The organism is Flavobacterium plurextorum (assembly GCF_002217395.1).
Taxonomy (GTDB): Bacteria; Bacteroidota; Bacteroidia; order Flavobacteriales; family Flavobacteriaceae; genus Flavobacterium; species Flavobacterium plurextorum.
The window spans coordinates 1-26,784 of record NZ_MUHD01000024.1; the positions used below are offsets into that span (position 1 = coordinate 1).

Here is a 26,784-nt window from a genome sequence, read left to right on the forward strand (position 1 = left end):
AGTCCAGCTCTACAAAATAATTTGTTCCTTCGGAACTAAAAAAGAGTAAGAGGTTTGATACATATTTTAGAGCAGACTTCAGTCCAGTTTAATAGTATGGATAAGAAAGAAAAAACAAACCCGATAGTTTTTAAACTATCGGGTTTGTTTTTTTAATGAACTTATATTTCTTATATGGTTTAACAAAAAAAAACTAAATTTTCTTTCTCATTCTTGCCACTGGAATGTCTAATTGTTCACGGTATTTTGCAATTGTTCTTCTTGCGATTGGATATCCTTTTTCTTTTAGAATTTCTGCCAATTGATCGTCTGGAAGTGGTTTCTTTTTGTCTTCTTCTTCAATTGTATTCTTAAGAATCTTTTTGATTTCTAAAGTAGAAACATCTTCTCCTTGGTCATTTTTCATGGCTTCAGAAAAGAATTCTTTAATCAGTTTTGTTCCGTATGGTGTTTCGACATATTTACTGTTGGCAACACGCGAAATTGTCGAAATATCCAAACCAACCATATCAGCAATATCTTTTAAGATCATTGGTTTAAGTTTGGTTTCGTCACCGTCTAAGAAATATTCTTCCTGATAATGCATAATCGCATTCATCGTTACAAAAAGCGTTTCCTGACGTTGCCTGATTGCGTCGATAAACCATTTGGCCGAATCTAGTTTTTGTTTGATAAACTGAACTGCATCTTTCTGGGCAGATGATTTATCACGAGAATCTTTATACGTCTGCATCATTTCTTGATAATCTTTAGAAACGTGCAGAGAAGGAGCATTTCTTCCGTTTAAAGTCAATTCCAATTCACCATCAACAATTCTGATGGCAAAATCCGGAACTACATTTTCAGTGACTTTATTATTTCCTGTAAAAGAACCTCCCGGTTTTGGGTTTAATCTTTCGATTTCGTGAATTGCTTTTTTAAGCTGTTCGTTCGAAACGCTGTATTTCTGTAAAAGTTTATCGTAATGTTTCTTCGTAAAAGCATCAAACTGGTTTTCGATAATATCGATCGCTAAATCAACATATTCTGTCGGTGTTTTATGCTTTAATTGAAGTAATAAGCATTCCTGCAAATCGCGTGCTCCAACTCCCGAAGGTTCAAGTTCGTGAATTACAGTCAGCATTTTTTCGACCATTGCTTCGTCAGTATAAATTCCCTGAGTAAAAGCCATGTCGTCTACGATATCTGGAACGCTTCTGCGGATGTAACCCATATCATCAATACTTCCAACAAGGAATTCGGCGATTTCGCGTTCTTCATCATTCAAAATAAAAGTATTCAACTGATTGATTAAATCCTGATGAAAGCTAATTGGCGAAGCAAAAGGTGTTTCGCGTTCTTCATCATCACTGTAATTATTCACCTGAGTTTTATAATCAGGCGTATCGTCGTCGCTTAGATATTCGTCAATGTTAATGTCATCAGCTTCGATTCTGTCCGATTCTGCATCATCATAATCGTCGTAATCTTCATTAGCGAATTCATCAGCTTCATATTCATCTTCTTTTCCTGCTTCAAGAGCTGGATTTTCGTTCATTTCTTCTAATAAACGCTGTTCAAAAGCTTGCGTAGGCAATTGAATTAACTTCATCAGCTGAATTTGCTGTGGAGATAATTTTTGGGATAATTTTAAATTTAAAAATTGCTTTAGCATTTGATTTTGTTAAAAGTTTCAAGTTTCAAGTTTCAGGTTGCAGAACGTACCACAACTTGAAACTTGAAACCTGAAACAAATATTATTATTTTAGTTCGCGCTCCAATAACTTGAAACTTGAAACCTGAAACTTTTTTAAACTAAATCGATTAAAACTCTGCACTTCCAGGAGTTCTTGGGAAAGGAATTACGTCTCTAATGTTTGTCATACCTGTTACAAACAATACTAAACGCTCAAATCCTAAACCGAAACCTGCGTGAGTAGCTGATCCAAATCTTCTGGTGTCTAAGTACCAGTATAATTCTTCTTCATCGATTTCTAAAGCTTTCATTTTTTCGATTAAAACGTCGTAACGCTCTTCTCTTTCAGAACCACCAACGATTTCTCCAATTCCAGGGAAAAGGATATCCATTGCGCGAACTGTTTCTTTTCCTGGCTCAGTGTTATCGTTCAAACGCATATAAAACGCTTTGATGTTTGCTGGATAATCAAACAAAATTACCGGACATTTAAAGTGTTTTTCAACTAAGTAACGCTCGTGTTCTGACTGTAAATCAGCGCCCCATTCGTTAATGATATATTGAAATTTCTTCTTTTTGTTTGGAGTAGAATCTCTTAAAATGTCAATTGCTTCAGTGTAAGAAACACGTTTGAAGTTGTTTTCCAATACGAAGTTCAATTTCTCTAATAAAGCCATTTCGCTTCTTTCCGCTTGTGGTTTTGATTTTTCTTCTTCAAGAAGTCTTCCTTCTAAGAATTTCAAATCATCTCCACAATTGTCTAAAGCATATTTAATTACATACTGAATAAAATCTTCAGCCAAATCCATGTTGTCATCAAGGTTGTTGAAAGCAACTTCAGGTTCGATCATCCAGAATTCTGCCAAGTGACGAGAAGTGTTTGAGTTCTCAGCTCTAAACGTTGGTCCAAAAGTATAAATCTGACCCAAAGCCATTGCGAAAGTTTCCCCTTCTAATTGTCCAGAAACCGTTAAGTTCGTATGTTTTCCGAAGAAATCTTTTTTGAAATCAATGTTTCCTTCTTCATTTTTTGGAAGATTATCCAAAGGCAATGAAGTTACTTGGAACATTTCTCCAGCACCTTCAGCGTCAGCTCCAGTGATAATTGGCGTGTTTACATAAACAAAACCTTTTTCCTGAAAATATTTGTGAACTGCAAATGACAATACTGAACGCACACGCATAATCGCACCAAAAGCATTCGTACGTACACGTAAGTGAGCATTTTCACGTAAAAATTCTAAAGAGTGTTTTTTAGGCTGCATTGGGAATTTCTCCGCATCAGAATCTCCAAGAATTTCAATTTTTGAAACCTGAATTTCGTATTTCTGACCTGCGCCTTTACTTTCAACCAAAGTTCCAATTACAGAAACCGCAGCTCCAGTTGTGATTCTTTTTAAAGTCTCTTCCGGTGTATTTTCAAAATCAACAACACATTGTATATTATTAATTGTAGAACCGTCATTAAGCGCGATGAACTGATTATTTCTAAAAGTTCTCACCCATCCTTTTGCATTCACTTCCTGTAGCGTCGTCGTACTGTTTAATAAGTCTTTAACCTTTGTGTGTTTCATTTTATATAATATTGATATTAAATTATTTGTTTTTCAACAACTGCAAATATAAACGATAATAATTAATTTTTGAAGCTGTTTACTTCGTCAATTCGCTTTTAGCTCGTGTCCCGCTCTCTTTTCGCTGTATCTTTCTATTTTTAAAGAAAAAATAGAAAGGATGCCTCCCGAAACTTCGGGACGATCAGGGCTAGGACACCCGTTTTCATAAGAAGTAATTTCTTTTGTTTTGTCATTTCGACGAAGGAGAAATCTCCGTAAGAAACTCTACAAAGTTTGGAATTGCAGTGCGGAGCTACTTGCGAAGATTTCTCCTTCGTCGAAATGACAAACTGTGTGTCAACCTTTGATGAAGGTTTTTTATTTTAATCCGTGTCAATTCGTGAAATTCGTGGCAAAAGAAAATCTTACTTATCCAAATTCTCCAATTCCTCTTTCTTAGTTTTCTTCTTCTCAAAAGTCAAAACCAACGAAGGTAAAACCACTAAATTCGCAAACATCGCAAAAGCCAAAGTGCAAGAAATTAATCCTCCCAAAGCAATCGTTCCGCTAAAGCTTGATAACGTAAATGTTGCAAAACCTAGAATCAAAACTACTGAGGTGTAAAAAGTACTGATTCCAGTTTCTCTTAAAGCACTGAAAACCGATTTCTTTACTTTTCCGCCGCTTTGAAGCAGGTCATGTTTGTATTTTGCCATAAACTGAATCGCATTATCAACCGAAATTCCAAACGCAATACTAAACACTAAAATTGTTGACGGTTTTAACGGAATTCCGAAATAACCCATTAATCCAGATGTAATGCAAAGCGGTAAAATATTGGTAATTACAGACGCCATTACCATTTTGAAAGATCTAAATAAATACAACATTAAAATCGCAATAACCGCGATTGCAAAAATCAGTGATTCAATTAAATTATCTACTAAATACGATGTTCCTTTTTGGAAAACCAATGCTTTTCCAGTAACAGTCACTTCATAACGGTCTTTTGGAAAAATTTCATCTATTTTAGTGTGAAGTTTTTTCTCCACTTTTGCCATTTCATCCGTACCAATATCTTTCATGAAAGTCGTGATTCGGGCATATTGTCCAGTCGAATCAACGTAAGCTTTCATTAGATTTTCTTTGCTGTTTTTAGTTGCGTTTTTAGCGTAACTTAAAATAAAAGCCTGTTCTTGCGAAGTCGGTAATTGATAATATTCTGGGTTTCCGTTGTAGAAAGCCTGTTTTGAATATTTAACTAAATTCACGATCGAAACTGGTTTTGCCAATTCTGGAATTTCTGCGATTGTAGTTTGCAGTTCATCCATTTTGCGAATGGTTGACGCTTTCATAACACCTTTTTTCTTTTTGGTGTCAATCATAATTTCAAGCGGCATTACTCCGTTAAATTCTTTTTCGTAGAATAAAATGTCTTTAAAGAAAGAAGCGCTTTTTGGCATTTCACCAATTAAACTTCCCGAAACTTTCATTTGCGAAACTCCAATTACACTGAAAACTAAAAGCAAACCGTAAACGATGTATACAATTTTACGTTTTGTTTTAACTAGATTTTCAACAACATTTAAAAGTGTCGAAATATATGTTTTAGTTAAATGATATAAGTGTTTCTCTTTTGGTAATGGCATAAAACTGTATATAATCGGCACAATAAAAAGTGTCAATAAATAAACAGAAATTACGTTGATTGAAGTTACTAAACCAAACTCAAAAAGCAAATCATTTCCTGTAATCATAAAGGTTGCGAAACCAATTGCCGTTGTTAAATTCGTCATTAAAGTCGAAACTCCAATTTTTGAAATAACACGCTGCAGCGCTTTTGCCTGATTGTTATGTAATTTGATTTCCTGCTGGTATTTGTTGATCAGGAAAATACAGTTTGTAATACCAATCACGATAATTAACGGCGGAATAATTGCTGTTAAAATTGTGATTTTATAACCAAATAATCCCAGCGTTCCAAAAGACCAGATTACGCCAACAATTAAAATACAAATCGAAATGAACGTCGCTCTGAACGAACGGAAAAAGAAAAAGAATATCAAAGAAACGGTAAATAAAGCCGCGCCGATAAAAAGACCAATTTCACCTTTCATATTGTCCGCATTGATCGTTCTGATATACGGCATTCCGGAAACGCGAAGATCAATTCCAGTAGTTTTTTCGAATTTATCGATTTTCGGAACTAAATTTTCTAAGATAAAAGTCTTTCTTTCGGCTGTGTTGACTAAAGCTTTATTGATATAAATTGCAGAACGAACACTGCCGCTTTCTTTATTGAATAAAAGACCTTCGTAAAAAGGTAAATTATGAAATAAATCGTATTGAACAGTTTTTAAATAAGCTGGATCTAAAACTTTGCTTTGATCAATAAACGGTGATAAAACAAATTTTTCGTTAACGGTATCTTTTTCAAGTTTCTTTAAATCATTTAATGAAACCACTAAATCAACTTCCTTAGATTTTTTTAAACCTGTCATCAGCTCATTCCAAGCTGCATAATTTTTTGGAGTAAAAAATTTAGGATCTTTAAAACCAATTACGACAAGATTTCCCTCTTCGCCAAACTTGTCTAGAAATTTTTGATAATCTTTATTAGCAATATGGTCTTTCGGAAGCAGATTTGCTTCGGTATAAGTCATTGAAAGATTCTTCCATTGCAAAGCAAGGAAAATGGTTAAAGCAGAAAGCACAATTAGAATTGTTATTCTGTTTTTAAGTATAATTCGGGCCAATTTTTCCCAAAATCCAACTTGGATACTGTTTTTCATAAATTCTTTAAAAATGGATGCAAATGTAGTGAAAAGTGCTCAAAATCATAAACAATAGATTGTATTTTACTTAATGTTAACACAAATATTCATATTATTTTTTGTGATAAATTTCTTTCTTTTCACTGTTTAATCATCAGCTTTTCTCATATTTGCAATTAATTTAAAAGGAAAAGAAAATGAGTTGGATTTTATTAATTATTGCAGGACTTTTTGAAGTTGGCTTTGCATCATGCCTTGGAAAAGCAAAAGAAACAGCAGGAATGATATCTACTTACTGGATGATTGGTTTTTTTGTGTGCCTTTCGATCAGTATGATTTTATTGTATAAAGCAACACAGGTACTGCCAATTGGAACGGCTTATGCGGTTTGGACAGGAATTGGAGCTGTTGGAACTGTTCTAGTTGGAATTTTAATTTTTAAGGAACCAGCTACTTTTTGGAGAATATTTTTCCTTTCAACATTAATTGCCTCAATTATCGGATTGAAATTTGTTTCTAGTCATTAAAAAAAATAAGCCGCAGATTACGTAGATTCTCACAGATTTTTTAAGTCTAGAAAAAATCATTTTAATCAGTGGCATAAAAACAAACTAAAAATGCAGGAAAACAATACCACAACATTTATTTTTTTAGCGATTCTTTTACTTCTCATCATCATAATTTGTTTTATGATTTACCAATTAATGCAGGCGAAGAAGGCAAAAGATGATGCCGAAAGGAGTTTTTATGCGCTTGAAGTTAAGGTGAATGATTTACAGTTAGAAACATTAGAATCAAAACTGAATCCGCATTTGTTTAAGAATATTCTAAATTCGATTCAGTCACATGCTTATCAAACCTATTTTGCTTTAGATAAACTGGCGAATGTTTTGGACTATATTTTATACGAAAGCAAAAAGAAATTTGTTACCGCAAAAGAAGAAATTGATTTTGCATTGAATTTAATCGAAATCAATAAAATCAAGATTAGTCCGCTTTTCGAATTAAAGATAAAAACCAACATTAATAAGGAAGATAAATTATACGATCAGCCTTTGCTGGCGCCTTTAATTTCGATTGACTTAATTGAAAATGCCTTTAAACATGCTGATTTGCAAAGCGCTGATGCCTTTATATCAGTTGTTTTTGAGTTTCGCGATAATGCTTTTTTTATGACGGTTTCGAATAAAATCTCAGATAAAAAAGTACTTAAAAAAGAACGCAGCGGTTTTGGTCATGCTACTTTGGAACATCGTTTAAGGATTATTTATAAAAATAATTTCAAACTTGACAGGTTTGTAGAAAACGATATTTATATTGCTCATCTAAAAATTGATCTCCTTGAATACAAAACTGAAATGCTTGCTGCTGGACGATGAGCTTCCCGGATTAATGTACTTAAAAATGCTTTGTGAACAAATTCATGAAGTCGAAATTGTAAAAACGTATAATAATCCAGAGAAACTTTTATCAGATATTCCGAATCTCGATTTTGATTTATTAATATCAGATATCGAAATGCCTGGAATGGATGGACTTCATCTAGCGGAAATGCTCAGTGATAAAATGGTTATTTTCTGCACGGCTTACAAAGAGTATGCAGCCGATGCTTTTAATATTGATGCGATAGATTATATTACAAAACCTGTAAAATTAGAACGTCTGCAAAAAGCAATTACAAAAGCTGTAGAACGTTTTGAAAAGCCTAATGCTGCTAAAAAGTTTATTCAGCTAAATACTGATAAAGGCAAAACACTGCTGTATTTTAATCAAATTCAATATATAAAAACGGCTTCAAGCGATAGTCGTGATAAAACGGTTTTACTTACAGATGGAAGTTTCTTGAATTTGAAAAATGTTAAGTTCGACACACTTTTAGAGGAATTGCCTGATGCCGATTTTTGTCGCGCAAACAAAAAAGAAATTGTAGCTGTAAAAGCCATAAAATTCTTTAATCATAATGAAATTGTATTGCATCATACGGATGAAAACAACAAAAATGGTACTATAATTTTAAGTGAAACCTATCGTTCTGATTTTTTAAAAAAAGTAAAACTATAGCCGCTTGTGATAAATTATTTTCTGTCACGCTGAGCGTAGTCGATGCCCGATTAAGGGTGTTAAGCCTTCGACTTCGCTAAGGATGACAATCGTTTTTATAACTTATTACAAAGTTTTTCCCACTTGTTACATACATTGAAAATTAGGTGTAGTTTTCCTTTTTCACTTAAACCTCAGTTCTGATATTTGCTGCAATAAATCAAAAGAATGAGTTATGAATAACATTAAAAACTCTTTATTTTACGTTACAATTATCGGTGGTTTTACAGCGCTGATATATTGGGTAATTTCAAAAGGCGCAGCGCTGGAAGTGGGGCGTAATATCGTTAAGAAAAAGATCGAAAGTAATCATTGGAATGATTTCTTGCATTCAATGGTCGAAAACCTGCAGCATCCGTTAGCTATATTATTAGCACAGATCGTTACTATTATTTTGGTGGCACGTTTGTTTGGATGGGTTTTTAGAAAAATAGGACAGCCATCTGTAATTGGCGAAATGATTGCTGGTATTGTTTTAGGGCCGTCATTGGTGGGAATGTATTTTCCAGAGTTTTCGGCAGCTTTATTTCCAAAAGAATCTTTAGGTAATTTGCAATTTTTAAGCCAGATTGGTTTAATTCTTTTCATGTTTGTTATTGGTATGGAGCTGGATTTAAAAGTTCTAAAAAATAAAGCGCATGACGCTGTTGTTATCAGTCACGCAAGTATTGTAATTCCATTTGCCTTAGGATTAAGTTTAGCCTATTATATTTACCATACGTTTGCGCCAGTTGGTGTTGAGTTCGCTTCTTTTGGACTTTTTATGGGAATTGCCATGAGTATTACTGCGTTTCCAGTTCTAGCTAGAATTGTACAGGAACGCGGAATGCAGAAAACAAAATTAGGAACCATTGCCATAACTTGCGCTGCAGCAGATGATATTACGGCTTGGTGTATTTTGGCAGTTGTAATTGCGATTGTAAAAGCAGGTTCTTTTACAAGTGCTTTATATGTTATTGGACTCGCTATTTTGTATGTAATTATAATGTTGAAAATTGTTCGCCCGTTCCTAAAACGTGTTGGAGATTTAAATTCAACAAGAGAAAGTTTAAATAAACCCGTTGTTGCTATTTTCTTTATTACCCTTCTTATTTCTGCGTATGCATCAGAGTTAATTGGTATTCATGCTTTGTTTGGTGCTTTTTTAGCAGGAGCTATTATGCCGGAAAATAATAAGTTCAGAAATATATTTATTGAGAAAGTCGAAGACGTTTCTATAATTGTATTATTACCGTTATTTTTTGTATTTACAGGTTTACGTACTCAAATTGGCTTGTTAAATGATCCTGCTTTATGGAAAATTACAGGATTGATTATTGCAGTTGCGGTTGTTGGAAAATTCTTTGGAAGTGCATTGGCTGCAAAGTTCGTAGGACAAAACTGGAAAGATAGTTTGGCTATTGGAGCTTTAATGAATACTCGAGGTTTAATGGAATTGGTCGTGTTAAACATTGGTTACGATCTTGGTGTTTTATCTACAGAGATTTTTACTATGATGGTAATTATGGCTCTAGTGACGACTTTTATGACTGGTCCAGCTTTAGATTTTATCGGATTTATATTTAAAGATAAAGAAACAGTCGTGCCGCAGGAAATTGGAAATAAAAGCAAATACAAGATTTTATTGTCGTTTGCAACTCCTGAAAGAGGAAAGAAACTGTTGAAGATCGCAAATAGTTTGGTTAAAAAACAAGGCGACAATACAATCGTAACAGCGATGCATTTATCATTGAGCACAGAAATACATTCGTTTGATATAAAAGATCATGAACGTAAAATGTTAGTGCCGGTTGTTGAAGAATCTCAGCGTTTGAATCAGAACATGGTAAGTGTTTTTAAAGTTACCAACGATATTGATGCCGAGATTATTGATTCGGCAAACCAAGGTGAATATGATTTATTGTTAGTTGGTTTAGGACAATCTATTTTTGAAGGTACATTGCTGGGGAAAATACTTGGTTTTACCACCCGAATAGTGAATCCCGACCGTTTAATCGATAAATTTACAGGAAAAGAAGGATTGTTTGAAAATTCTCCTTTTGATGAAAGAACGCGTCATATTATTGCAAAAACTAAAATGCCGGTTGGTATACTTATCGATAAAGATTTAGAAGAAGTCAATCAGATTTTTATGCCCGTTTTTAGTAAAGAAGATGCTTTTTTAATTGAATATGCTAAGAAATTAATCAATAATAATGGTTCACAGATTACAGTTTTAGATGCCAGCGGTGATGTGAAAAATACTCGCGAGATTCAAGAAACGATTCGATCTATTGAACAAATTGCCCCAAATCATATTATGATTATGCATGACAGAACAATTAAAAAAGAGTTTATTGAAAGCCAGAATTTAATGATTATTAGTTTAGACAGCTGGAAAAAACTAATAGAATCGCAAAGTACTTGGCTGAATAATACACCTTCAGTTTTGATTTTGAAGCCATAATTTTTTTAGAAATTACAATTTAAAAATCCCAAACTCCAATCGTAAAATTGGAGTTTGGGATTTTTTTTCTGATTTCTCCCTTCGGTCGAAATGACAAATAATAGGTAAAATTGAAATCTTATAACCCTAAATCAATCACATAAGAAATCTTAACGGCAATATTATCCTCAAACTTCATAAGTTGATTTGGACCGTAACGATAGAATCCGCCTAAACCAAAACCTTTGAAGATTTTATTTAACTCAATTCCCGATTCAAAAAAGCCTTTGTCTAATGTTTTGTAAGTTGGTCCTACGTGCTGCTCAGGATTTTCCATGTTTCCCCAAGCCATTCGTGTCACTAAAACCAAAGAAGGACGTACTTTTTTCATAATCTTGATTCGGTCAAAACCATGTTTAACTTGAAAGAATACATATTGACTAGAGAAAAACTCATTAAAAAACATGGTTTCAAAACTGTTTCGTCCGGCAAAAGTAATACGCTGAATTACGGTTTCTTTAGTTAAGTTATTCGGCATTGTGTTGTATAAATGCGTAATTGGAACATCGCCAATTGCATAACCTCCCTGAAGTAAAACGCTGGTTTTTTGACCGTTTAAGTATTGCTTTTCGTACTCCGTTTTAAAATCTATTTTTCCAAAAGTAAAATCATTATCTAAAACATTTGGCAGGGATTGCGTGAATTGAAAAGTAAACCTTGGAAACTTTTTATCGGATTCATTTCTTCCTGTCGGCGTCTGCATAAAATTACTGAATGGAGCCCAAACAATCGAGAGCATTGCTGTTGTCATAACATAACTCGAGTACAGCTGACCGTTGTAATTAAAGAGATAATCAAATTTAGGTTCAACAAAGCTTCTTGATAATTCAAATACAGCTTCTGTTTTAGGAATAATTTTAGTTTGAACGTTTGCTTTCCAGCTGTCGTATTTATAAAATGTACTAATGTTGATAGGTCTTGGATCATAGATTTTAAACACCCGTTTGTCAACAGCAAAAAAGGTACTCGCAATTTCCCTGACATCATCTGTATAAGATCCGTTTAGCCAAGTATTAGTGCTTTTATCAAGCAAAACACCAACTCCTAAATTGTATTTAAGAGCGCCGTCTTTCGTACCGTAAGCCGTATATCCTTCAATTCTGAAGTTTTTAGAAAAACGATCGTTTGTTATGCCGCCAAGTCCCAATCGGAAACCTTCGTAGTTATTGTAACTGATTATTTTTTTTAAATCAAGATCAATTGGTCCAATTGGCAGATAGCCATTGATGATTTTTCGCCCAAGTCCTAAACGTTTTTCAATTCTCTTGCTTACAGATAAACTATCGAGTAATTGATACGTTTTTTGACCTTTTAAATCTAAGCTGTCTTTTCGGTATTCGTTCCAGAAACTTTCAGGTTTTTTATTGGCATCTTCTTTAATTTCGATATAAAGCGAAGGATTTTTTATAGAGGAACTCGTGTTGTAATGAACATCAAAATTATTGCTCTCAGAAAGCAAATACGTAAAATCTGAAGCTGTTTTTTTTCGCGGTTCGTAATTATCTGCAACATCTCCGTCAAACTGAATCGTTCCGCCCAGAATCTTGATGTCATCATCATTTTTCCCTTTTACAATTTTAAAAGTGGTGTTACTCTGGAACCATATTTTTTCTTTTGGAACATATTCAAATTCGTGAATTCCGCTAATGTCCAAAACGCCTTTTATACGCATAACAGCTTTTGCAATACCAAAGTTTTCTGCATCAATATATAATACGCCTTCTAATCCTGAAGCCCTTCGTTTTTGCTTGTTTTTAAAATAAATCATAAAAGTTTCTCGACCTTTTATGTTCACAGTGTCCAGCAGTTTATAATTGTAATTTGAAGGTGCTGATCTCGAAATTGGATTTTCATATTTGGTTTCAAACAGCTCGTATTTATTGTCGTAAATAGATATAGACTGCAGGTTGAAAGCAAGAACTTCGTAAATCGGGTTTTTAAAACCTGCAATTTTAGTTGCCAAAACAGTTTCTTTCAGCTTATTTTCTCCAAATTGATATTGTGATACCTTTTCAGTTTGAAACAAATGCTGTTTGCTTATAATTTCTTTAAACTTATAATCAGATGAATCTATGTTGATCTTCTTTTTATTAAAGTCTTTATAAACGGCAGAAGAATCTATTCTTCCGTCAATAGAATCTGGATTTGCAGTAACGAGCAGTTTGTTATAGGTTTTGTATTCAAAGCTGCTGAGTTTTTTTTGTGGATCGTTTTTGTCTTTATTGGCGATTACTTTTCTAATAATCGTTAAAGCAGGGTTTTCATTTGAAACAATAACTTCTTGTAAAGCGTCTGTTTTTTGAGATAACGAAATTGGATAGAATTTTTTATTTTCTGTAATGCTTATGATTTTAGTTTGAAAACCAATGTATGAAACCGCAAAACTTCCCGTTTTTGAGTCAATGTTAAAAATAAATTTTCCATCTACATCCGTAATTGTATTAGTGCTGTTTGAAGTAGTTATCGTAGCAAACGGAAGTGCTTTGTTGTTTGAGTCAGTTACAATTCCGCTTATTTGAACTTGCGCCTGTATGCTAAGCGTAAAAAGTAAAGTCAATAAGCAAAATAGCCTCATAGAGAATTATATAGATTCAAAAACGAAAAATATGTCATTTAAGTATGCAAAAATAAGAATAAAAAAATCCGTTTGGTAAAATTTAACCAAACGGATTTTATTTTGTTATGAAATACAATTACACTTTCATGATTTCAGCTTCTTTTTCAGCCAATAATTCATCAATTTTTTTAATGTATGTATTTGTTAGATTTTGAACTTCTTCTTCAGCAGATTTACAAATGTCTTCTGATGTTCCGTCTTTTTCTAATTTTTTAATTTCGTTGTTAGCGTCTTTACGTACGTTACGAACACCAATTTTAGCATCTTCAGCTTCAGATTTTGCCTGTTTTGCTAAATCACGACGACGCTCTTCAGTCAAAGGCGGTACGCTTATGATAATAACATCTCCGTTATTCATTGGGTTAAAACCAATATTAGCAACCATAATTGCTTTTTCTATAACCTGCAGCATGTTTTTTTCAAACGGCTGTAAAGTAATTGTTCTTGCATCAGGAACGCTGATTTTTGAAACTTGCGAAAGCGGAGTTGCTGAACCATAATAATCTACAAAAACACTTCCCAACATTGCTGGAGAAGCTTTTCCTGCACGAATGTTTAGAAATTCTTTTTCTAAGTGTGCAATAGAACCGTTCATTGATTCTTCAGTACTTTCTAATATAAAATCGATTTCTTCAGTCATTTTTTTTATTTTTTTAGATTTTTAAACGATTGGTTTTGAGATTAAAAACAGATCATTTAATTTACTAACTAATATAATTTTATTTTTTTGTTTTTGAAGATTATTAGAATTTCAATCTAACAATCTAAAGCAGCTTAAACGTTTACTACAGTTCCAATGTTTTCGCCTTCACAGATTTTCAATAGGTTTCCTATTTTATTCATGTCAAAAACAACAATTGGTAATTTATTTTCCTGGCTTAATGTAAAAGCGGTTGTGTCCATTACGTTTAGTCCTTTTTTAAGAACGTCATCAAATGAAATCATATCAAATTTTACAGCTGATGCATTTTTTTCAGGATCAGAATCGTATACACCATCAACACGAGTTCCTTTTAGGATAACATCTGCATTAATTTCGATTCCTCTTAAAACTGCTGCAGTATCAGTTGTAAAATATGGATTTCCAGTTCCGGCACCAAAAATTACAATTCTTCCTTTTTCAAGGTGACGATCAGCTCTTCTTTTAATATAAGGTTCTGCAATAGATTCCATTTTCAAAGCCGTTTGTAAACGCGTCTTCATTCCTTTGTCTTCAAGTGCGCCTTGCAAAGCCATTCCGTTAATTACAGTAGCAAGCATTCCCATATAATCGCCCTGTACTCTGTCCATTCCTGCACTTGCACCAGCAACGCCTCTAAAAATATTTCCTCCTCCAATAACGATAGCAATTTCTACTCCTTTTGCGTGAATCTGCTTAATTTCGTCTGCATATTCGCCTAATCTTTTAGGGTCAATTCCGTATTGTAAATCACCCATTAAGGCCTCGCCGCTAAGTTTTAGAAGAATTCTTTTATATTTCATGTTTGTGTTGCGTTAATTTGTGCAAATATAGACATATTCTGATTTTTAAAAATAATGTTTACAAAAAATTAATTGCTCTTTTCTTTTAATACTGCACGACTTTTGCTTTTTTTCTAACGAATGTGATAAAAGTCATTTCTGCATCTTCTTAAATTCCGTATTTTTATAGTAATCAAATAATTATTTATGAAAAAATTTATAGCAAAGGCATTATTCAACAGTCATTCCTATGCAGAATATAGAAAAATAGTCACTGATCTGCTTATAGAAGGAAAATCGACAGGAGACGAACAGTCTGAAAGTTTGACCAATTATTCGAAGCTGAATGAAGCAAGAATGAATCGATTAGACAAAACAATCAAGATTTCTGAAGAGATAATTTCGAAGCTTCAAAATTTAAATAATCATTATTTCTGGCTGGTTATTTCTGAAGGCTGGTGCGGTGATGCTGCGCAAATTCTTCCAATTTTGAATAAAATGGCACATGATTCGAATAAAAAAATTGATCTTCGAATTGTTTTCCGCGATGAGAATACGGAATTGATGGATCATTATTTAACAAATGGAGGAAGAGCAATACCTAAAGTAATTATTGTTTGCAAAGAAGCCGGAATTGTTCGCGCAGATTGGGGACCAAGACCAAAAGGAGCATCTGAATTGATGGAAAACTATAAAAAGGAATTTGGCGTAATTGATGAAAAAATTAAAACAGACCTTCAATTGTGGTATTTGGCTGATAAAGGAATTTCTGTTCAAGAAGAATTGGTTCAGATTATGGAAAATATCAAATATGACAGGCTTTAATTTATAATATTTACGAAACGAATTCTTGAGTTGTATGTTTGTAACTTGTTGATAACAAATGTTATAATGCTCTTAAAAATGTATTTGAGTTATTTTTTTTAGTATTATTTTTGTATCTTAGTAAAGCAATCCCACTTCTATTATTTACTTTTTGATTTACTCTTTTTATTGGTGTTTATTTAATGTCTAACAATTAAAAAATGCACTATTATGAAAAAGTTATTCGAAAGGTTTTACGATTTTTTTTCGACATTTTTGTTTGGAGGAAAGAATGTACATCATTATTAACTCCAAAAGAATTGCGTATGAAATAGCACTACTTTAATTTAAGAGGTGGCACATTACGGTTTGATTTGTAATGTGCTTTTTTTATTCAGCCGTTTGAAATTCGATCGAATACGGTTTTAATCTTACTCCGTTTTGCTTTCTGAAATTATTTGTAATTAAGATTTGATATTTTTTGTTTGGCAGCAAATCAGCTTTAAAAGTCCATGTTTTTTTATCAGAAGACCAGATTTTTTCAGGACTTAACTTTGGGCAAAATTCTTTGCCAAGAGGACCAAAATCGATACCAGTATTACGGCCGTTTAATGGTTCTGAAAATGTAATTGTAATATCTCTTAGTCCTGATTTTACTTTTTTATTTCCGTTTTTAAAACCTGATATTGCAAGTACAGTCGGTCGTTGTTTTTCGTAATCCTGATTTAATTTCTTTACACTTTTTGGAAATAATTTTGAAGCGTCAACGATTTGCTCCATTTCTTTTTCGTTGTGATAATCGAGCTCAATAAGCGTTTTTATGGCTTTTGCTTTGTCTTTGGATGAATTGTAATAACGTTCAGAAATTTCATAGCCAATATAATAACCAAGATCTCTAATTTTTAAATCATTTCTGTTTTCACCCCACAACCAATTATAATTATTGCTCATGATGTATAAATCGGCAATAAACTGATTTATGACTTTTTCCTGATTGGTTTTTCCAAATTCAATTGCTGGACAATTCGATTTCTTGTCTGTTACTTTACAGGAAATAAATTCTGCAACACCTTCATACAAACACATAGAAAGCAAGTTTTCTACTAATTCTTTTTGCTGCGTATGAACATATTCATGTGTGCATAATAAAGCAATATTTTTTCTGGGATTATATTCTTTGTAAAAGTTCTGTCTCCATGCAGGAAGTTCATCGATAACAGTAGTTTCATCTGCTAACGAGAGTTCGCTTCCAATTAAAATTCGATCATTTTGTATCGTTCCGTTTGTTCTAAAAGCACCAATTGAAAAGTAAATAGTTGATGGTTTTAATGGTGGATACGCTTCTTTTAATTTACGAATGTCAGTTTCTATTTCAGGATAAAGATTGCTGACATTTGTACTGTTTTCTTTTAATGAATTCCAGAATTTTGGGTATTTTGTAATTGAGTTAAGGAACTCTTTTGGAGTATAATTACGAACTTCTATAAGACTTTTTAATCCAAGCGAACCTTTGTCAAGATAAAACTCATTTAAATATTGGTATTGTTTTATACTGTCAGAAACAGAAGTAACCTTTTCGTATGCTTTCCAAAAATTCTCAATATCAGTCGATACAAATTTTTGGCCGGCAGTTTGACTAAAAGAAACTTTTGAGGAGATTAAAAATAACGCTAAAAAGAAATTTTTCATTTTGTAAATTTTAAAGCAAACGACTAAATTACAAAAATCAAAAAAATATAATGTTATAGATTTTCCTCAAAAAGAGTAATATCAATTGCGTTTTTTACATCGTAATCGCCAATCTTAGTTCGGCGTAAAACAGTTAAATGCGATCCGGAATTCATGGCTTTTCCGAAATCGTAAGCAAGAGAGCGAATATAAGTTCCTTTACTGCAAACTACTCTAAAATCAATTTCAGGCAAAGCTACTCGCGTAATTTCAAATTCGTGAATTGTAGTTTTTCTGCTGGCAATTTCGACAGTTTCACCAGCACGTGCATGCTCGTATAAACGAACACCGTCTTTTTTAATAGCAGAAAATATTGGCGGCTTTTGATCAATTTCGCCTAGAAATTGTTTAACCGTTTCATGAATAAGCGCTTCATCGATATGTTCCGTTGGAAAAGTCTGGTCGATTTCAGTCTCTAAGTCGTAAGATGGAGTAGTAGCTCCAATGTAAAATGTTCCAGTATATTCTTTGGCTTGACCTTGAAGTTCAGAAATTCTTTTGGTAAATTTTCCAGTACAAATTAATAAAAGTCCAGTAGCCAAAGGATCTAAAGTTCCAGCATGACCAATTTTAAACTTTTTTGGCAGGCCGACTTTATTAATTAAAAGATATTTTAATTTATTGACAGCTTGAAACGAACTCCATTTTAAAGGTTTGTCTATCAGTAAAACTTGTCCGTCTAAATATTCTTCAGGTGTCATTATATAATGGTAAGCGGGTGAATGAAAAAGTGAATCAATAATAAAATGATTCCAGCAATAATTCGGTAATAACCAAAAACTTTGAATCCGTTTTTAGTTAAAAATCCAATAAAGGTTTTAATAGCAAGAAGCGCCACAATAAAAGCCACAATGTTTCCTATTATCAATAAGTTGATTTGATCATGAGATAATTCGAATCCTGCTTTGTAGTAATCGTAACATTTTTTTACCGTTGCGCCCAACATTGTCGGTACAGCAAGGAAAAATGAAAATTCCGCAGCAGTAGTTCTTGATAATTTTTGAGACATTCCGCCCACGATGCTTGCACCACTTCTAGAAACGCCGGGAATCATGGCAAGACATTGAAATAAACCAATTTTAAAAGCTTGTAAATAGCTGATTTCTTGTGAAGTTTCTGAGCTGTTTGGTGTATTAAACCATTCGTCGACTTTTAATAGAATTAAACCTCCAATTAAAAGAGAAATTGCTACCGTAACTGGATTTTCTAATAAACCATCAATAAAGTCACTTAATAATAATCCTAAAACAACGGCAGGAATAAAAGCAACTAAAAGTTTAAAGTAAAAATCAAGTGTTTGAAAGAAACGTTTAAAATATAAAATTACAACCGAAAGAATTGCTCCAAGTTGAATAACAATAGTAAAAAGTTTGGTGAAATCGTCGTGTGCAATTCCAAAAAAAGAAGAGGCAATAATCATGTGTCCAGTTGAAGAAACAGGTAAAAATTCTGTGATTCCTTCAATAATGGCAAGAACAATAGCTTGTAATGTATTCATTTGTTTTTTTAGATTTTAGACCTCTTAGATTTTTAGATCTCTTAAATATGTTTAAGATTAATCTAATAATCTAAGATGTCTAGAAAAGACTATTTAGATTTTTTGAAAATAGAATAAATCGTAATTCCAAAACCAATTAAAACGGTAGTTGGAGCTAAGCGAATACGTCTGAAATTAAAAATATCTTCATTAAAAACATTTGGATCATGACTTCCTCCGCCCGACATTAAAATAAAGCCTAAAGCGATAACAGCAATTCCGATCAATAAGATTTTGTAATTAACGCTGTCAAAAAGGAATTCGTGTTTTGGAGTTTCTTCTGTATTATTGTTTTTCATTTTTATTTTTTTTGAACCTTTAAACCAGTAAAGGTTTGTTTATTTTGTTGTTCTGAACTAAGTTTATGAAAGTCTTTTTGTTCTAATAATTAGTAAAGATCATCAGTTCTTAAATTCAAGAAACGTTGCGTTGCAAAATGTGTACTTACCCAAGTAATTAAAACTCCTAATCCAAAAACGGCCAATAAAACCAATCCAATTAAAGCTTTGTCTTCTAGAATTCCTAAACCAGGAAAATTAGTTTCAACGTAGAATAAAAGTCCAATTAAGGCAATAATTGCCAATCCAGCACCCAGCATTCCTAGTTTTACACTGCGCATTACAAAAGGTTTACGAATAAACGATTTGGTTGCACCAACCATTTGCATGGTTTTAATAATAAAACGGTTTGAGTGAATAGAAAGACGCAATGAGCTGTTGATTAATAAAACCGCAATTATAGCTAGAAAACCGCTGATAATCAAAATCCACATACTTACTTTCTTGATATTATCATTTACCAGATTTACCAATTGTTTGTCGTAAACAATATCTTCGATCATAGTATTTTTACGTAAACTGCTTTCGATTTGCAAAATGCTGTCTCTTTCAACATAATCTGCTTTTAAATGAATGTCGTATGAATTCAATAAAGGATTTTCTCCTAAAAATGTCAGGAAATCTTCTCCAATAATATCAGTATGTTCTTTTGCTGCTTTTTCTTTAGAAACGTAAGCATAAGATCTCGCAAAAGGCGCTCTTTTTAATTCTGTATTAAATGCTTTGATAACGCTGTCATTTGCTTCATTTTTAAAGAAAACTGTCATAGCAATTTTTTCTTTAAAATCGTTTGCCAGTTTTTTAGAATTAATAATAAATAATCCTAATACTCCCAAAAGGAATAATACTAGAAATACACTTAATACTACCGAAAAATAAGAGGAAATTAACCTGCGTTTTTGAAATTTATCAAAGTTAGAACTCATAGTTTGCTTAAATTATGTGGTAAAAATAATAAAGAATTTCTTTATTTAAAGTTATTAACGAACTTTTATACCATAAATGTACAATTCCATATTGAATAAAAGTTTATTTAACAGCAAAGTGCATAAAATTTTGTATCGATTTAACCGCAATCCCGATAGCTATCGGGAGCAAAGTTTTTTTAATAACGTAATTGCTTAAAAGACATAAAGCTTGTAAAGCTAAAGAAAACAGCCACAGATTAAAGGATTAAAAAGATTTTTAATATCTGTGTAATCCTTTAATCTGTGGCTGAAAATATTTTAAAAGTTTGGAAAACTTGTATCTAATGTTTCAAAAATCTTAGCGCCTTAGAATCTTAGTGCCTTAGCACCTTACTTAACTCTATAAACTTCGATACTTTTAAGCCAGTAAACATGGCGAGGTCCAGTTTTAATATCATTTTTACAAATAGCAATCATTTCGCCGCTTTTCAGTGGTTTTCCGTTTTCCTCAAAAAGAACAAAAGCATTTTCTCCGGTTGGATTGTTGAAAATCTCTGCCCATGAAAAAGTGGCTTTGTAATCATCAGAAGCTCGTGCCACAATATAAAAATTGCGGTCTTTATGTCCGTCTTGTTTGATTTTTGCCTTCTCTAAAATATCTTTCAAAAGCACGCCTTTACACACTTTGTTATCTTTTTTAACTTCGCCGCTTTGGCAGACAACTTTAAAATCATCAATAGTTACCACCTTCATCTTTTTTAAAGAATCAACACTTAATTGAAGCGGAAATTCGACATCGCCTTTTACTTCAATAGTATGATTTACCATTTTTAAACTGTCAGCCGGTGTAAGAACAGGATGTTTATCATTGTCTGTTTTAGATACCTTTTCTGTTGCAATCGAATCTTCTTTTTCCTTTTTAGATGAATTGCACATTGCGCATGAAAATGCAATAAGAAGGACTAGAATATAATTTTGAGTTTTCATATAAAATTATTTTAGGTTTAGTTATTAAAAAAACGAAGCGTTACAAAAAAGTTGCGGCCTTCTTCAGGGTAACCTTCAACAAGACAATAGTTTTTATCGAAGATATTATTAATTCCTGCATCGATGCTGAAATTTTTGGCTATTTTACCCGAAGCGTAAAAATTCAAAAGTGTGTAATCTGGAACTCTTGCTCCATAGCTTGTACTGAAACGAGATGAATTAAATTCAGAATTAGCAATTAAACGCAATATTTTAATCGGCTTATATTCTAAAGTTCCCATAACCTTTGTGTTTGGAACATCAGTAAAATGAATATTCGGATTTGTAATATTGTTTCGTTCAATGTAAGTGTAGTTCACATTAAGCGACAAATTAGATAAGATTTCATAGTTTATTTGAGCTTCAACGCCAAGATATTCCGCTTCACCAAAATTCTGCATTTGAGATTTTCCAGGCTGAACGTTGCTTACATTTAAGATCGCATCAGAAAGTTTGCTGTAGAAAAGCGCCGTTTGAAAAGTAACTTTATTAAAAAGTCCCGCCGTATAATTCAATTCGTAGTTTACAGCTTTTTCAGGTTTTAAGTCCGGATTTGGTATTGCAGTTCCCATTCTATACGAATAACGATCTTTGATTGTTGCAAATCTTGTTTTCTGCGAAACTGTTGCGCCCAATTTCTGCGCTTCATTCAACTGATAAAAAAATCCAATTTGAGCATTAAAAGCATCACTCGCACCAGCAGATGGATAATCGGAAATCACTTTTGTAGTGCTGTTGTAATCTTCTGCTTCAGTATTTTTTCTAATGTTGTAACTCACACCAGGAATAACAGTGAATTTTGGAGTAACTTTATAAATATCTTCAATTCCCACCAAAACTGTATTGTCTATAAAATGACGAACTGGTTCACCAAGATTGTTTTCGCGGTGTACATCTTCTTTAAAATGAAAAGCAATTTTCAAATCATTTTTTGGAATAAATTTGGTGTTGTATTCTAGATTTCCACCGTAAGTGTAATCATTGTAAATACTTTCAAAAGCATACGGTTTGGTTTGTTTCGTATAAGTTGCATCATCATAACTGTCAAGAGTATTCTTGAAACGGTCAAAATACAACCTTGTTTTTAAGCTGTTTTTGTCATCAAAATTAGAATTTGAGATGAAGTAAAAACTTTCTTTGTCCCAATTTGGCCATTGCCAGTAACGAGGTTTTAGTAAAAGAGAGTTTAAAGGATCGCTTCCTGTATAAACTGGATTTCCTTTTTCGCCCTGCTGATTTATGTAGCCAATCGCATATTCGCTTTTTTCAGTTGGAGTCCATCCAATTTTAAAACTAATTTTCTGATCCGTGCGATATGAATTGTCTCTTTGTCCGCCGTTTTCATTTGCTGTTGGAACAAAATTAGATGACATTCTAGTTGAATTTCTATCCAAATAAGAAAATCCGCCTTGAAAATAAAACTTCCCAATGTTAGAGCCAATGTTGATGTTTCCTTTATAGCCATTTTCATTAATCATTCCAAGTGAGCCGTCGTATTCTAATTTTTGAGAAGGTTTTCTAGAAACTAAATTTATGGCGCCTCCAAGTGAGTTGGGACCATAAAGTACAGACGAAAATCCTTTTGAAACATCTATCGCAGCCAAATCGAAAGTGGTAAATCTTGCCAAGTCAACGTAACCGTCATAAGGAACATAAACAGGAATACCGTCCATATAAACTGGAACCTGTCTTAAATCGAAACCACGTACTGAAACCATAGATTCGTTTCGCGGTCCAGAAGACGTTAATGTAATTCCCGGCAGCATATTTAAAGCTCTCGAAACATCCATTTTATTTTGAGAAACCATTGTTTTTGAAGTTACTCTGTTTAAAGTGTCTTTATTTTGATGATTGGTAACAATTACTTCTCCCAGCATAAAAACGTTTGATGGTTTTATGGAATCTGTTGGCGTTGAATTGTTTTGTTGGGAAAATCCGATTAGCGGAAAGAGTAAAAAGGCGATAATTTTTAGTTTCATAAGGATACGATTTTTCAGTATGTTTTAAAATGAATACTGATAATTAAGAAATTTGTTTTGGTTTGTATGTTTTTTAAAATAAAAATTCAGTGTGTTTTTTCAGGAATACTGATTTGCACGACAAAAAAAGCAATTTCTACACATTTAAATTATGACCAAAATCATATTGGTAAATTTCAATGAAAACGATCTATGAAATTGAAGCTGTTTAAAACTTCAAATTTTGAGTTTCCTTTTCAGCAAAATCTTTAATGCGTTTTTCTACTTCATAAAAAACTGCAATCGCTTTTTCTCCAGCATCTGTCAATTTTGCACCGCCGCCGCCTTTTCCGCCCAACAATTTTTCTACTAACGGACTTTGAGCTCGCTGATTCATTTCTTCCACCAATTGCCAAGCCTGTCTGTATGCCATTTTCATCTCCTTGGCTGCATTTGTTATAGAGCCTGTTTTGCGAATATTTTCTAGAAGCCAGATTTTTCCAATACCTAAAAACGGACCTTCAGCTTCTTCAATCCAAAGTCGTACTTCAATAGAATATTTTTTATCATTACTCATTTCATTCTTAATATATCCTTGTAAAAATAATCGTTTTTACTGTAATAGTATTCTTCTATTATTAAAAAATAAACAATTAAAAACACGTGAACTAAGTATTGTTGTTGCAAACATAAGTATTTTTACTTAATTTAAAATAAGTATTTTGTTATTTTATTTGTTTGTCAGTGAAATAGCTTTGCAACAAGCAACAATAAATGTAAATTTGCGCGATAATTCATTAAGTGAGAAAAACTTTGAACCTTTGTCACTTTGCAACTTTGAACCTTATAAAATGAAATACAATCCAAACGAAATTGACGCCAAATGGCAAAAATATTGGGCAGAAAATCAAACTTTTGCAGCAAAAAATAACTCTGAAAAACCGAAACATTATGTACTCGATATGTTTCCTTATCCATCTGGAGCAGGACTGCACGTTGGGCATCCGCTTGGTTATATAGCTTCAGATGTATATTCTCGTTTCAAAAGACATCAAGGTTTCAATGTTTTGCATCCAATGGGTTACGATAGTTTCGGATTACCGGCAGAACAATATGCGATTCAGACAGGACAGCGTCCAGAAGATACAACGCGTGTTAATATTGATGGCGGCGTAGACAAAGAAGGAAAACAAATTGCAGGATACAGAAAACAATTAGATAAAATTGGTTTCTCATTTGACTGGGCGCGTGAAGTGCGAACTTCAAATCCTGATTATTACAAACATACACAATGGATTTTTATTCAATTGTTCAATTCTTGGTATTGCAGAAAACAAGGAAAAGCTTTTGAAATTTCAGATTTAGTAAAAGTTTTTGAAGAAAGCGGAAATGCATTAGTTGAAGCAGTTTGCGATGACAACGTAGCGATTTTTACTGCTGCTCAATGGAACTCTTATTCTGAAGATCAAAAAGAAAAAATCCTTTTGCAATACAGAATGACTTATTTGGCTGAAACCGAAGTAAACTGGTGTCCTGGTTTAGGAACTGTTTTAGCAAATGATGAAATTGTAAACGGTGTTTCTGAACGTGGAGGGTTTCCTGTTATAAGAAAAAAAATGACACAATGGAGTATGCGAATTTCTGCTTATGCCGAACGCTTGCTTCAAGGTCTAAATGATATCGATTGGAGTGAGTCTATAAAAGAATCTCAAAGAAACTGGATCGGTAAATCGGTTGGAGCTTTAGTTAAGTTTCAAGTTTCAAGTTTCAAGTCTCAGGTTGATGCGCAAAGTGATGCAACTTTAAACGTGAAACCTGAAACAAATTTTATCGAAGTATTTACTACTCGACCTGATACTATTTTTGGAGTGACGTTTATGACTTTGGCGCCAGAACATGATTTGGTTGCTAAAATTACAACGCCAGAACAAAAAGCGGCAATTGAAGCTTATATCGAAAAAACGTCAAAACGTTCTGAGCGTGAGCGTATGGCCGATGTAAAAACAATTTCGGGAGTATTTACAGGAGCTTATGCAGAACATCCATTTACAAAAGAAGCGATTCCAGTTTGGATTGGAGATTATGTTTTGGCAGGTTACGGAACTGGTGCTGTAATGGCGGTTCCTTGCGGAGACGAAAGAGATTATGCTTTTGCTAATTTCTTTAAAGGAACTGAAGGAATGCCTGAAATTAAAAACATTTTTGCAAATGTTGATATTTCTGAAGCCGCTTATGGGTCAAAAGACAACGTTGAAATCGCTAATTCTGATTTCTTAAACGGATTAAATTATAAAGAGGCAACTCAAAAGGCTATTCAGGAATTAGAAAAAATTGGACAAGGAACAGGAAAAACAAATTACCGTTTGCGTGATGCTGTTTTCTCTCGTCAGCGTTATTGGGGTGAACCATTTCCAGTTTATTATGTAAACGGATTGCCAAAAATGATTGATTCACAGCACTTGCCAATTATTTTACCTGAAGTAGAAAAATATTTACCAACAGAAGACGGTCTGCCTCCATTAGGAAACGCAGCGGTTTGGGCTTGGGATACAAAACAAAACAAAGTTGTTAATACTGATTTAGCTGATAATGTTTCGATTTTTCCTCTTGAATTAAACACTATGCCGGGTTGGGCGGGAAGTTCATGGTATTGGATGCGTTATATGGATGCACACAATGAAAATGAATTTGCAAGCAAAGAAGCTTTGGCATACTGGGAAAGTGTAGATTTATATATTGGAGGAAGCGAGCACGCAACAGGGCATTTATTGTATTCTCGTTTCTGGAACAAATTCCTGAAAGACAAAGGCTTTGCTCCAACCGAAGAACCATTCAAAAAACTGATTAATCAGGGAATGATTTTAGGAACGACAGCTTATGTTTATAGATTAGAAGGAACAAATACTTTTGTATCTAAAAATAAAATTGAAGATCAAAATGTACAGCCAATTCGTGTTGATGTTAATTTCGTTAATTCTTCTGATGAATTGAATATTGAAAAATTCAAAGCTTGGAGAGAAGATTTTAATACTGCAGAATTTATTTTTGATGAAAACGGAAAATATATTGTGGGTCGTGAAGTCGAAAAAATGTCGAAATCATACTATAATGTAGTAACGCCAGATGATATTTGTAATGAATATGGCGCTGATACATTACGTTTATACGAAATGTTTTTAGGTCCGTTAGAGCAGGCAAAACCTTGGAATACTGCTGGAATCTCAGGAGTTTTTGGTTTCTTGAAAAAATTATGGAAATTGTATTTTGATGACAATGGTTTAATTGTAAACAACGACGAACCAACAAAAGACAACTTGAAATCAGTGCATAAAACAATCAAAAAAGTGGCGGAAGATATCGAAAGTTTCTCTTTCAATACTTCGGTTTCTCAGTTTATGATTTGTGTAAATGAATTGTCTTCTCAAAATTGCCATTCAAGAGCAATTTTAGAACCGTTAGCCATTTTGGTTTCGCCTTATGCACCGCATATCGCAGAAGAATTATGGTCGCAGTTAGGAAATACAGAATCAATTTCTGAAGCAGCATTTCCAGTTTTTGAAGCAAGTCATTTAGTGGAAACAAATAAAGAATATCCAGTTTCTTTCAACGGAAAAATGCGTTTTACAATCGAATTACCTTTGGATTTAACCAAAGAACAAATCGAGGAAATCGTAATGAAAGACGAGAGAACGCAAAAACAATTAGACGGGAGAACACCGAATAAAGTGATTATCGTTCCTGGAAAAATTATCAATTTGGTTGGATAAACCAGTTTGATTCTTAAATATTAAAAATTCCAAATTCCAATTTTACGATT

Annotated in this window: 20 protein-coding genes; 6 read left to right on the plus strand and 14 right to left on the minus strand. The window is 33.1% G+C overall.

What is annotated here, in order from left to right:
- Nucleotides 1-193: 193 nt before the first annotated feature.
- From rpoN to B0A81_RS12840, 3 genes are all read right to left on the minus strand, one after another.
- A complete protein-coding gene (gene rpoN, locus B0A81_RS12830) occupies nucleotides 194-1,654 on the minus strand; it encodes an RNA polymerase factor sigma-54 (protein ID WP_089054333.1) in 1,461 nt (486 codons plus the stop codon).
- Between the two features lie 149 nt (nucleotides 1,655-1,803).
- Entirely contained in the window at nucleotides 1,804-3,249 is a 1,446-nt protein-coding gene (gene asnS / locus B0A81_RS12835) for an asparagine--tRNA ligase (protein ID WP_089058411.1), read from the minus strand.
- 407 nt (nucleotides 3,250-3,656) lie between these two features.
- Nucleotides 3,657-6,023 (minus strand): efflux RND transporter permease subunit, encoded by a 2,367-nt coding sequence (locus tag B0A81_RS12840; RefSeq protein WP_089058412.1) that lies wholly within the window; start codon nucleotides 6,021-6,023, stop codon nucleotides 3,657-3,659.
- A gap of 179 nt (nucleotides 6,024-6,202) precedes the next feature.
- On the opposite strand from B0A81_RS12840, the gene B0A81_RS12845 reads away from it, so the two are divergent.
- From B0A81_RS12845 to B0A81_RS12860, 4 genes are all read left to right on the plus strand, one after another.
- Entirely contained in the window at nucleotides 6,203-6,532 is a 330-nt protein-coding gene (locus B0A81_RS12845) for a DMT family transporter (RefSeq protein WP_089058413.1), read from the plus strand.
- Nucleotides 6,533-6,622: 90 nt separating this feature from the next.
- Nucleotides 6,623-7,384 carry a sensor histidine kinase gene (locus B0A81_RS12850; RefSeq protein WP_089058414.1) on the plus strand — a complete coding sequence of 254 codons (762 nt, stop codon included), beginning with the start codon at nucleotides 6,623-6,625 and terminating at the stop codon, nucleotides 7,382-7,384.
- Nucleotides 7,347-8,066 carry a LytR/AlgR family response regulator transcription factor gene (locus tag B0A81_RS12855; RefSeq protein ID WP_089058415.1) on the plus strand — a complete coding sequence of 240 codons (720 nt, stop codon included), beginning with the start codon at nucleotides 7,347-7,349 and terminating at the stop codon, nucleotides 8,064-8,066. Before B0A81_RS12850 ends, B0A81_RS12855 begins: the two co-directional genes overlap by 38 nt.
- Before the next feature lie 214 nt (nucleotides 8,067-8,280).
- Nucleotides 8,281-10,551 carry a cation:proton antiporter gene (locus B0A81_RS12860; protein ID WP_089058416.1) on the plus strand — a complete coding sequence of 757 codons (2,271 nt, stop codon included), beginning with the start codon at nucleotides 8,281-8,283 and terminating at the stop codon, nucleotides 10,549-10,551.
- A 118-nt stretch (nucleotides 10,552-10,669) separates the two neighbouring features.
- On the opposite strand, the gene B0A81_RS12865 is transcribed toward B0A81_RS12860, so the two are convergent.
- The 3 genes from B0A81_RS12865 to pyrH form a co-directional block, all read right to left on the minus strand.
- Nucleotides 10,670-13,165 carry a DUF5686 family protein gene (locus tag B0A81_RS12865; RefSeq protein ID WP_089058417.1) on the minus strand — a complete coding sequence of 832 codons (2,496 nt, stop codon included), beginning with the start codon at nucleotides 13,163-13,165 and terminating at the stop codon, nucleotides 10,670-10,672.
- Between the two features lie 118 nt (nucleotides 13,166-13,283).
- Nucleotides 13,284-13,847, minus strand: coding sequence for a ribosome recycling factor (frr, locus tag B0A81_RS12870; protein ID WP_089054324.1), 564 nt, complete (start codon nucleotides 13,845-13,847; stop codon nucleotides 13,284-13,286).
- Nucleotides 13,848-13,981: 134 nt separating this feature from the next.
- Complete coding sequence (gene pyrH, locus B0A81_RS12875; protein ID WP_089054323.1) at nucleotides 13,982-14,689, minus strand: UMP kinase; 708 nt, start codon at nucleotides 14,687-14,689, stop codon at nucleotides 13,982-13,984.
- 186 nt (nucleotides 14,690-14,875) lie between these two features.
- On the opposite strand from pyrH, the gene B0A81_RS12880 reads away from it, so the two are divergent.
- Nucleotides 14,876-15,493 (plus strand): thioredoxin family protein, encoded by a 618-nt coding sequence (locus tag B0A81_RS12880; RefSeq protein WP_089058418.1) that lies wholly within the window; start codon nucleotides 14,876-14,878, stop codon nucleotides 15,491-15,493.
- 369 nt (nucleotides 15,494-15,862) lie between these two features.
- Here the strand turns inward: B0A81_RS12880 and B0A81_RS12885 are convergent, their stop codons facing one another.
- From B0A81_RS12885 to B0A81_RS12920, 8 genes are all read right to left on the minus strand, one after another.
- A complete protein-coding gene (locus B0A81_RS12885) occupies nucleotides 15,863-17,161 on the minus strand; it encodes an Ig-like domain-containing protein (RefSeq protein ID WP_089058419.1) in 1,299 nt (432 codons plus the stop codon).
- A gap of 53 nt (nucleotides 17,162-17,214) precedes the next feature.
- Nucleotides 17,215-17,901, minus strand: coding sequence for a tRNA pseudouridine(55) synthase TruB (gene truB, locus B0A81_RS12890; RefSeq protein ID WP_089058420.1), 687 nt, complete (start codon nucleotides 17,899-17,901; stop codon nucleotides 17,215-17,217).
- Nucleotides 17,901-18,698, minus strand: coding sequence for an undecaprenyl-diphosphate phosphatase (locus B0A81_RS12895; protein WP_089058421.1), 798 nt, complete (start codon nucleotides 18,696-18,698; stop codon nucleotides 17,901-17,903). Before B0A81_RS12895 ends, truB begins: the two co-directional genes overlap by 1 nt.
- Nucleotides 18,699-18,787: 89 nt before the next feature.
- Nucleotides 18,788-19,036: a DUF3098 domain-containing protein gene (locus B0A81_RS12900; protein ID WP_089058422.1), complete on the minus strand. Its 249-nt coding sequence runs from the start codon at nucleotides 19,034-19,036 to the stop codon at nucleotides 18,788-18,790.
- A gap of 89 nt (nucleotides 19,037-19,125) precedes the next feature.
- The gene (locus B0A81_RS12905) at nucleotides 19,126-20,001 is read right to left on the minus strand and encodes a cell division protein FtsX (RefSeq protein ID WP_089058423.1); all 876 of its coding nucleotides are present in this window, start codon (nucleotides 19,999-20,001) and stop codon (nucleotides 19,126-19,128) included.
- A gap of 372 nt (nucleotides 20,002-20,373) precedes the next feature.
- Nucleotides 20,374-20,970 (minus strand): molybdopterin-dependent oxidoreductase, encoded by a 597-nt coding sequence (locus B0A81_RS12910; protein WP_165768068.1) that lies wholly within the window; start codon nucleotides 20,968-20,970, stop codon nucleotides 20,374-20,376.
- 17 nt (nucleotides 20,971-20,987) lie between these two features.
- On the minus strand, nucleotides 20,988-22,988 hold the full coding sequence (locus B0A81_RS12915) for a TonB-dependent receptor plug domain-containing protein (protein ID WP_089058425.1): 2,001 nt from the start codon (nucleotides 22,986-22,988) through the stop codon (nucleotides 20,988-20,990).
- 208 nt (nucleotides 22,989-23,196) lie between these two features.
- The gene (locus B0A81_RS12920; RefSeq protein ID WP_089054315.1) at nucleotides 23,197-23,544 is read right to left on the minus strand and encodes a winged helix-turn-helix domain-containing protein; all 348 of its coding nucleotides are present in this window, start codon (nucleotides 23,542-23,544) and stop codon (nucleotides 23,197-23,199) included.
- Nucleotides 23,545-23,818: 274 nt separating this feature from the next.
- On the opposite strand from B0A81_RS12920, the gene leuS reads away from it, so the two are divergent.
- A complete protein-coding gene (gene leuS / locus B0A81_RS12925) occupies nucleotides 23,819-26,734 on the plus strand; it encodes a leucine--tRNA ligase (protein ID WP_089058497.1) in 2,916 nt (971 codons plus the stop codon).
- Nucleotides 26,735-26,784 lie beyond the last annotated feature (50 nt).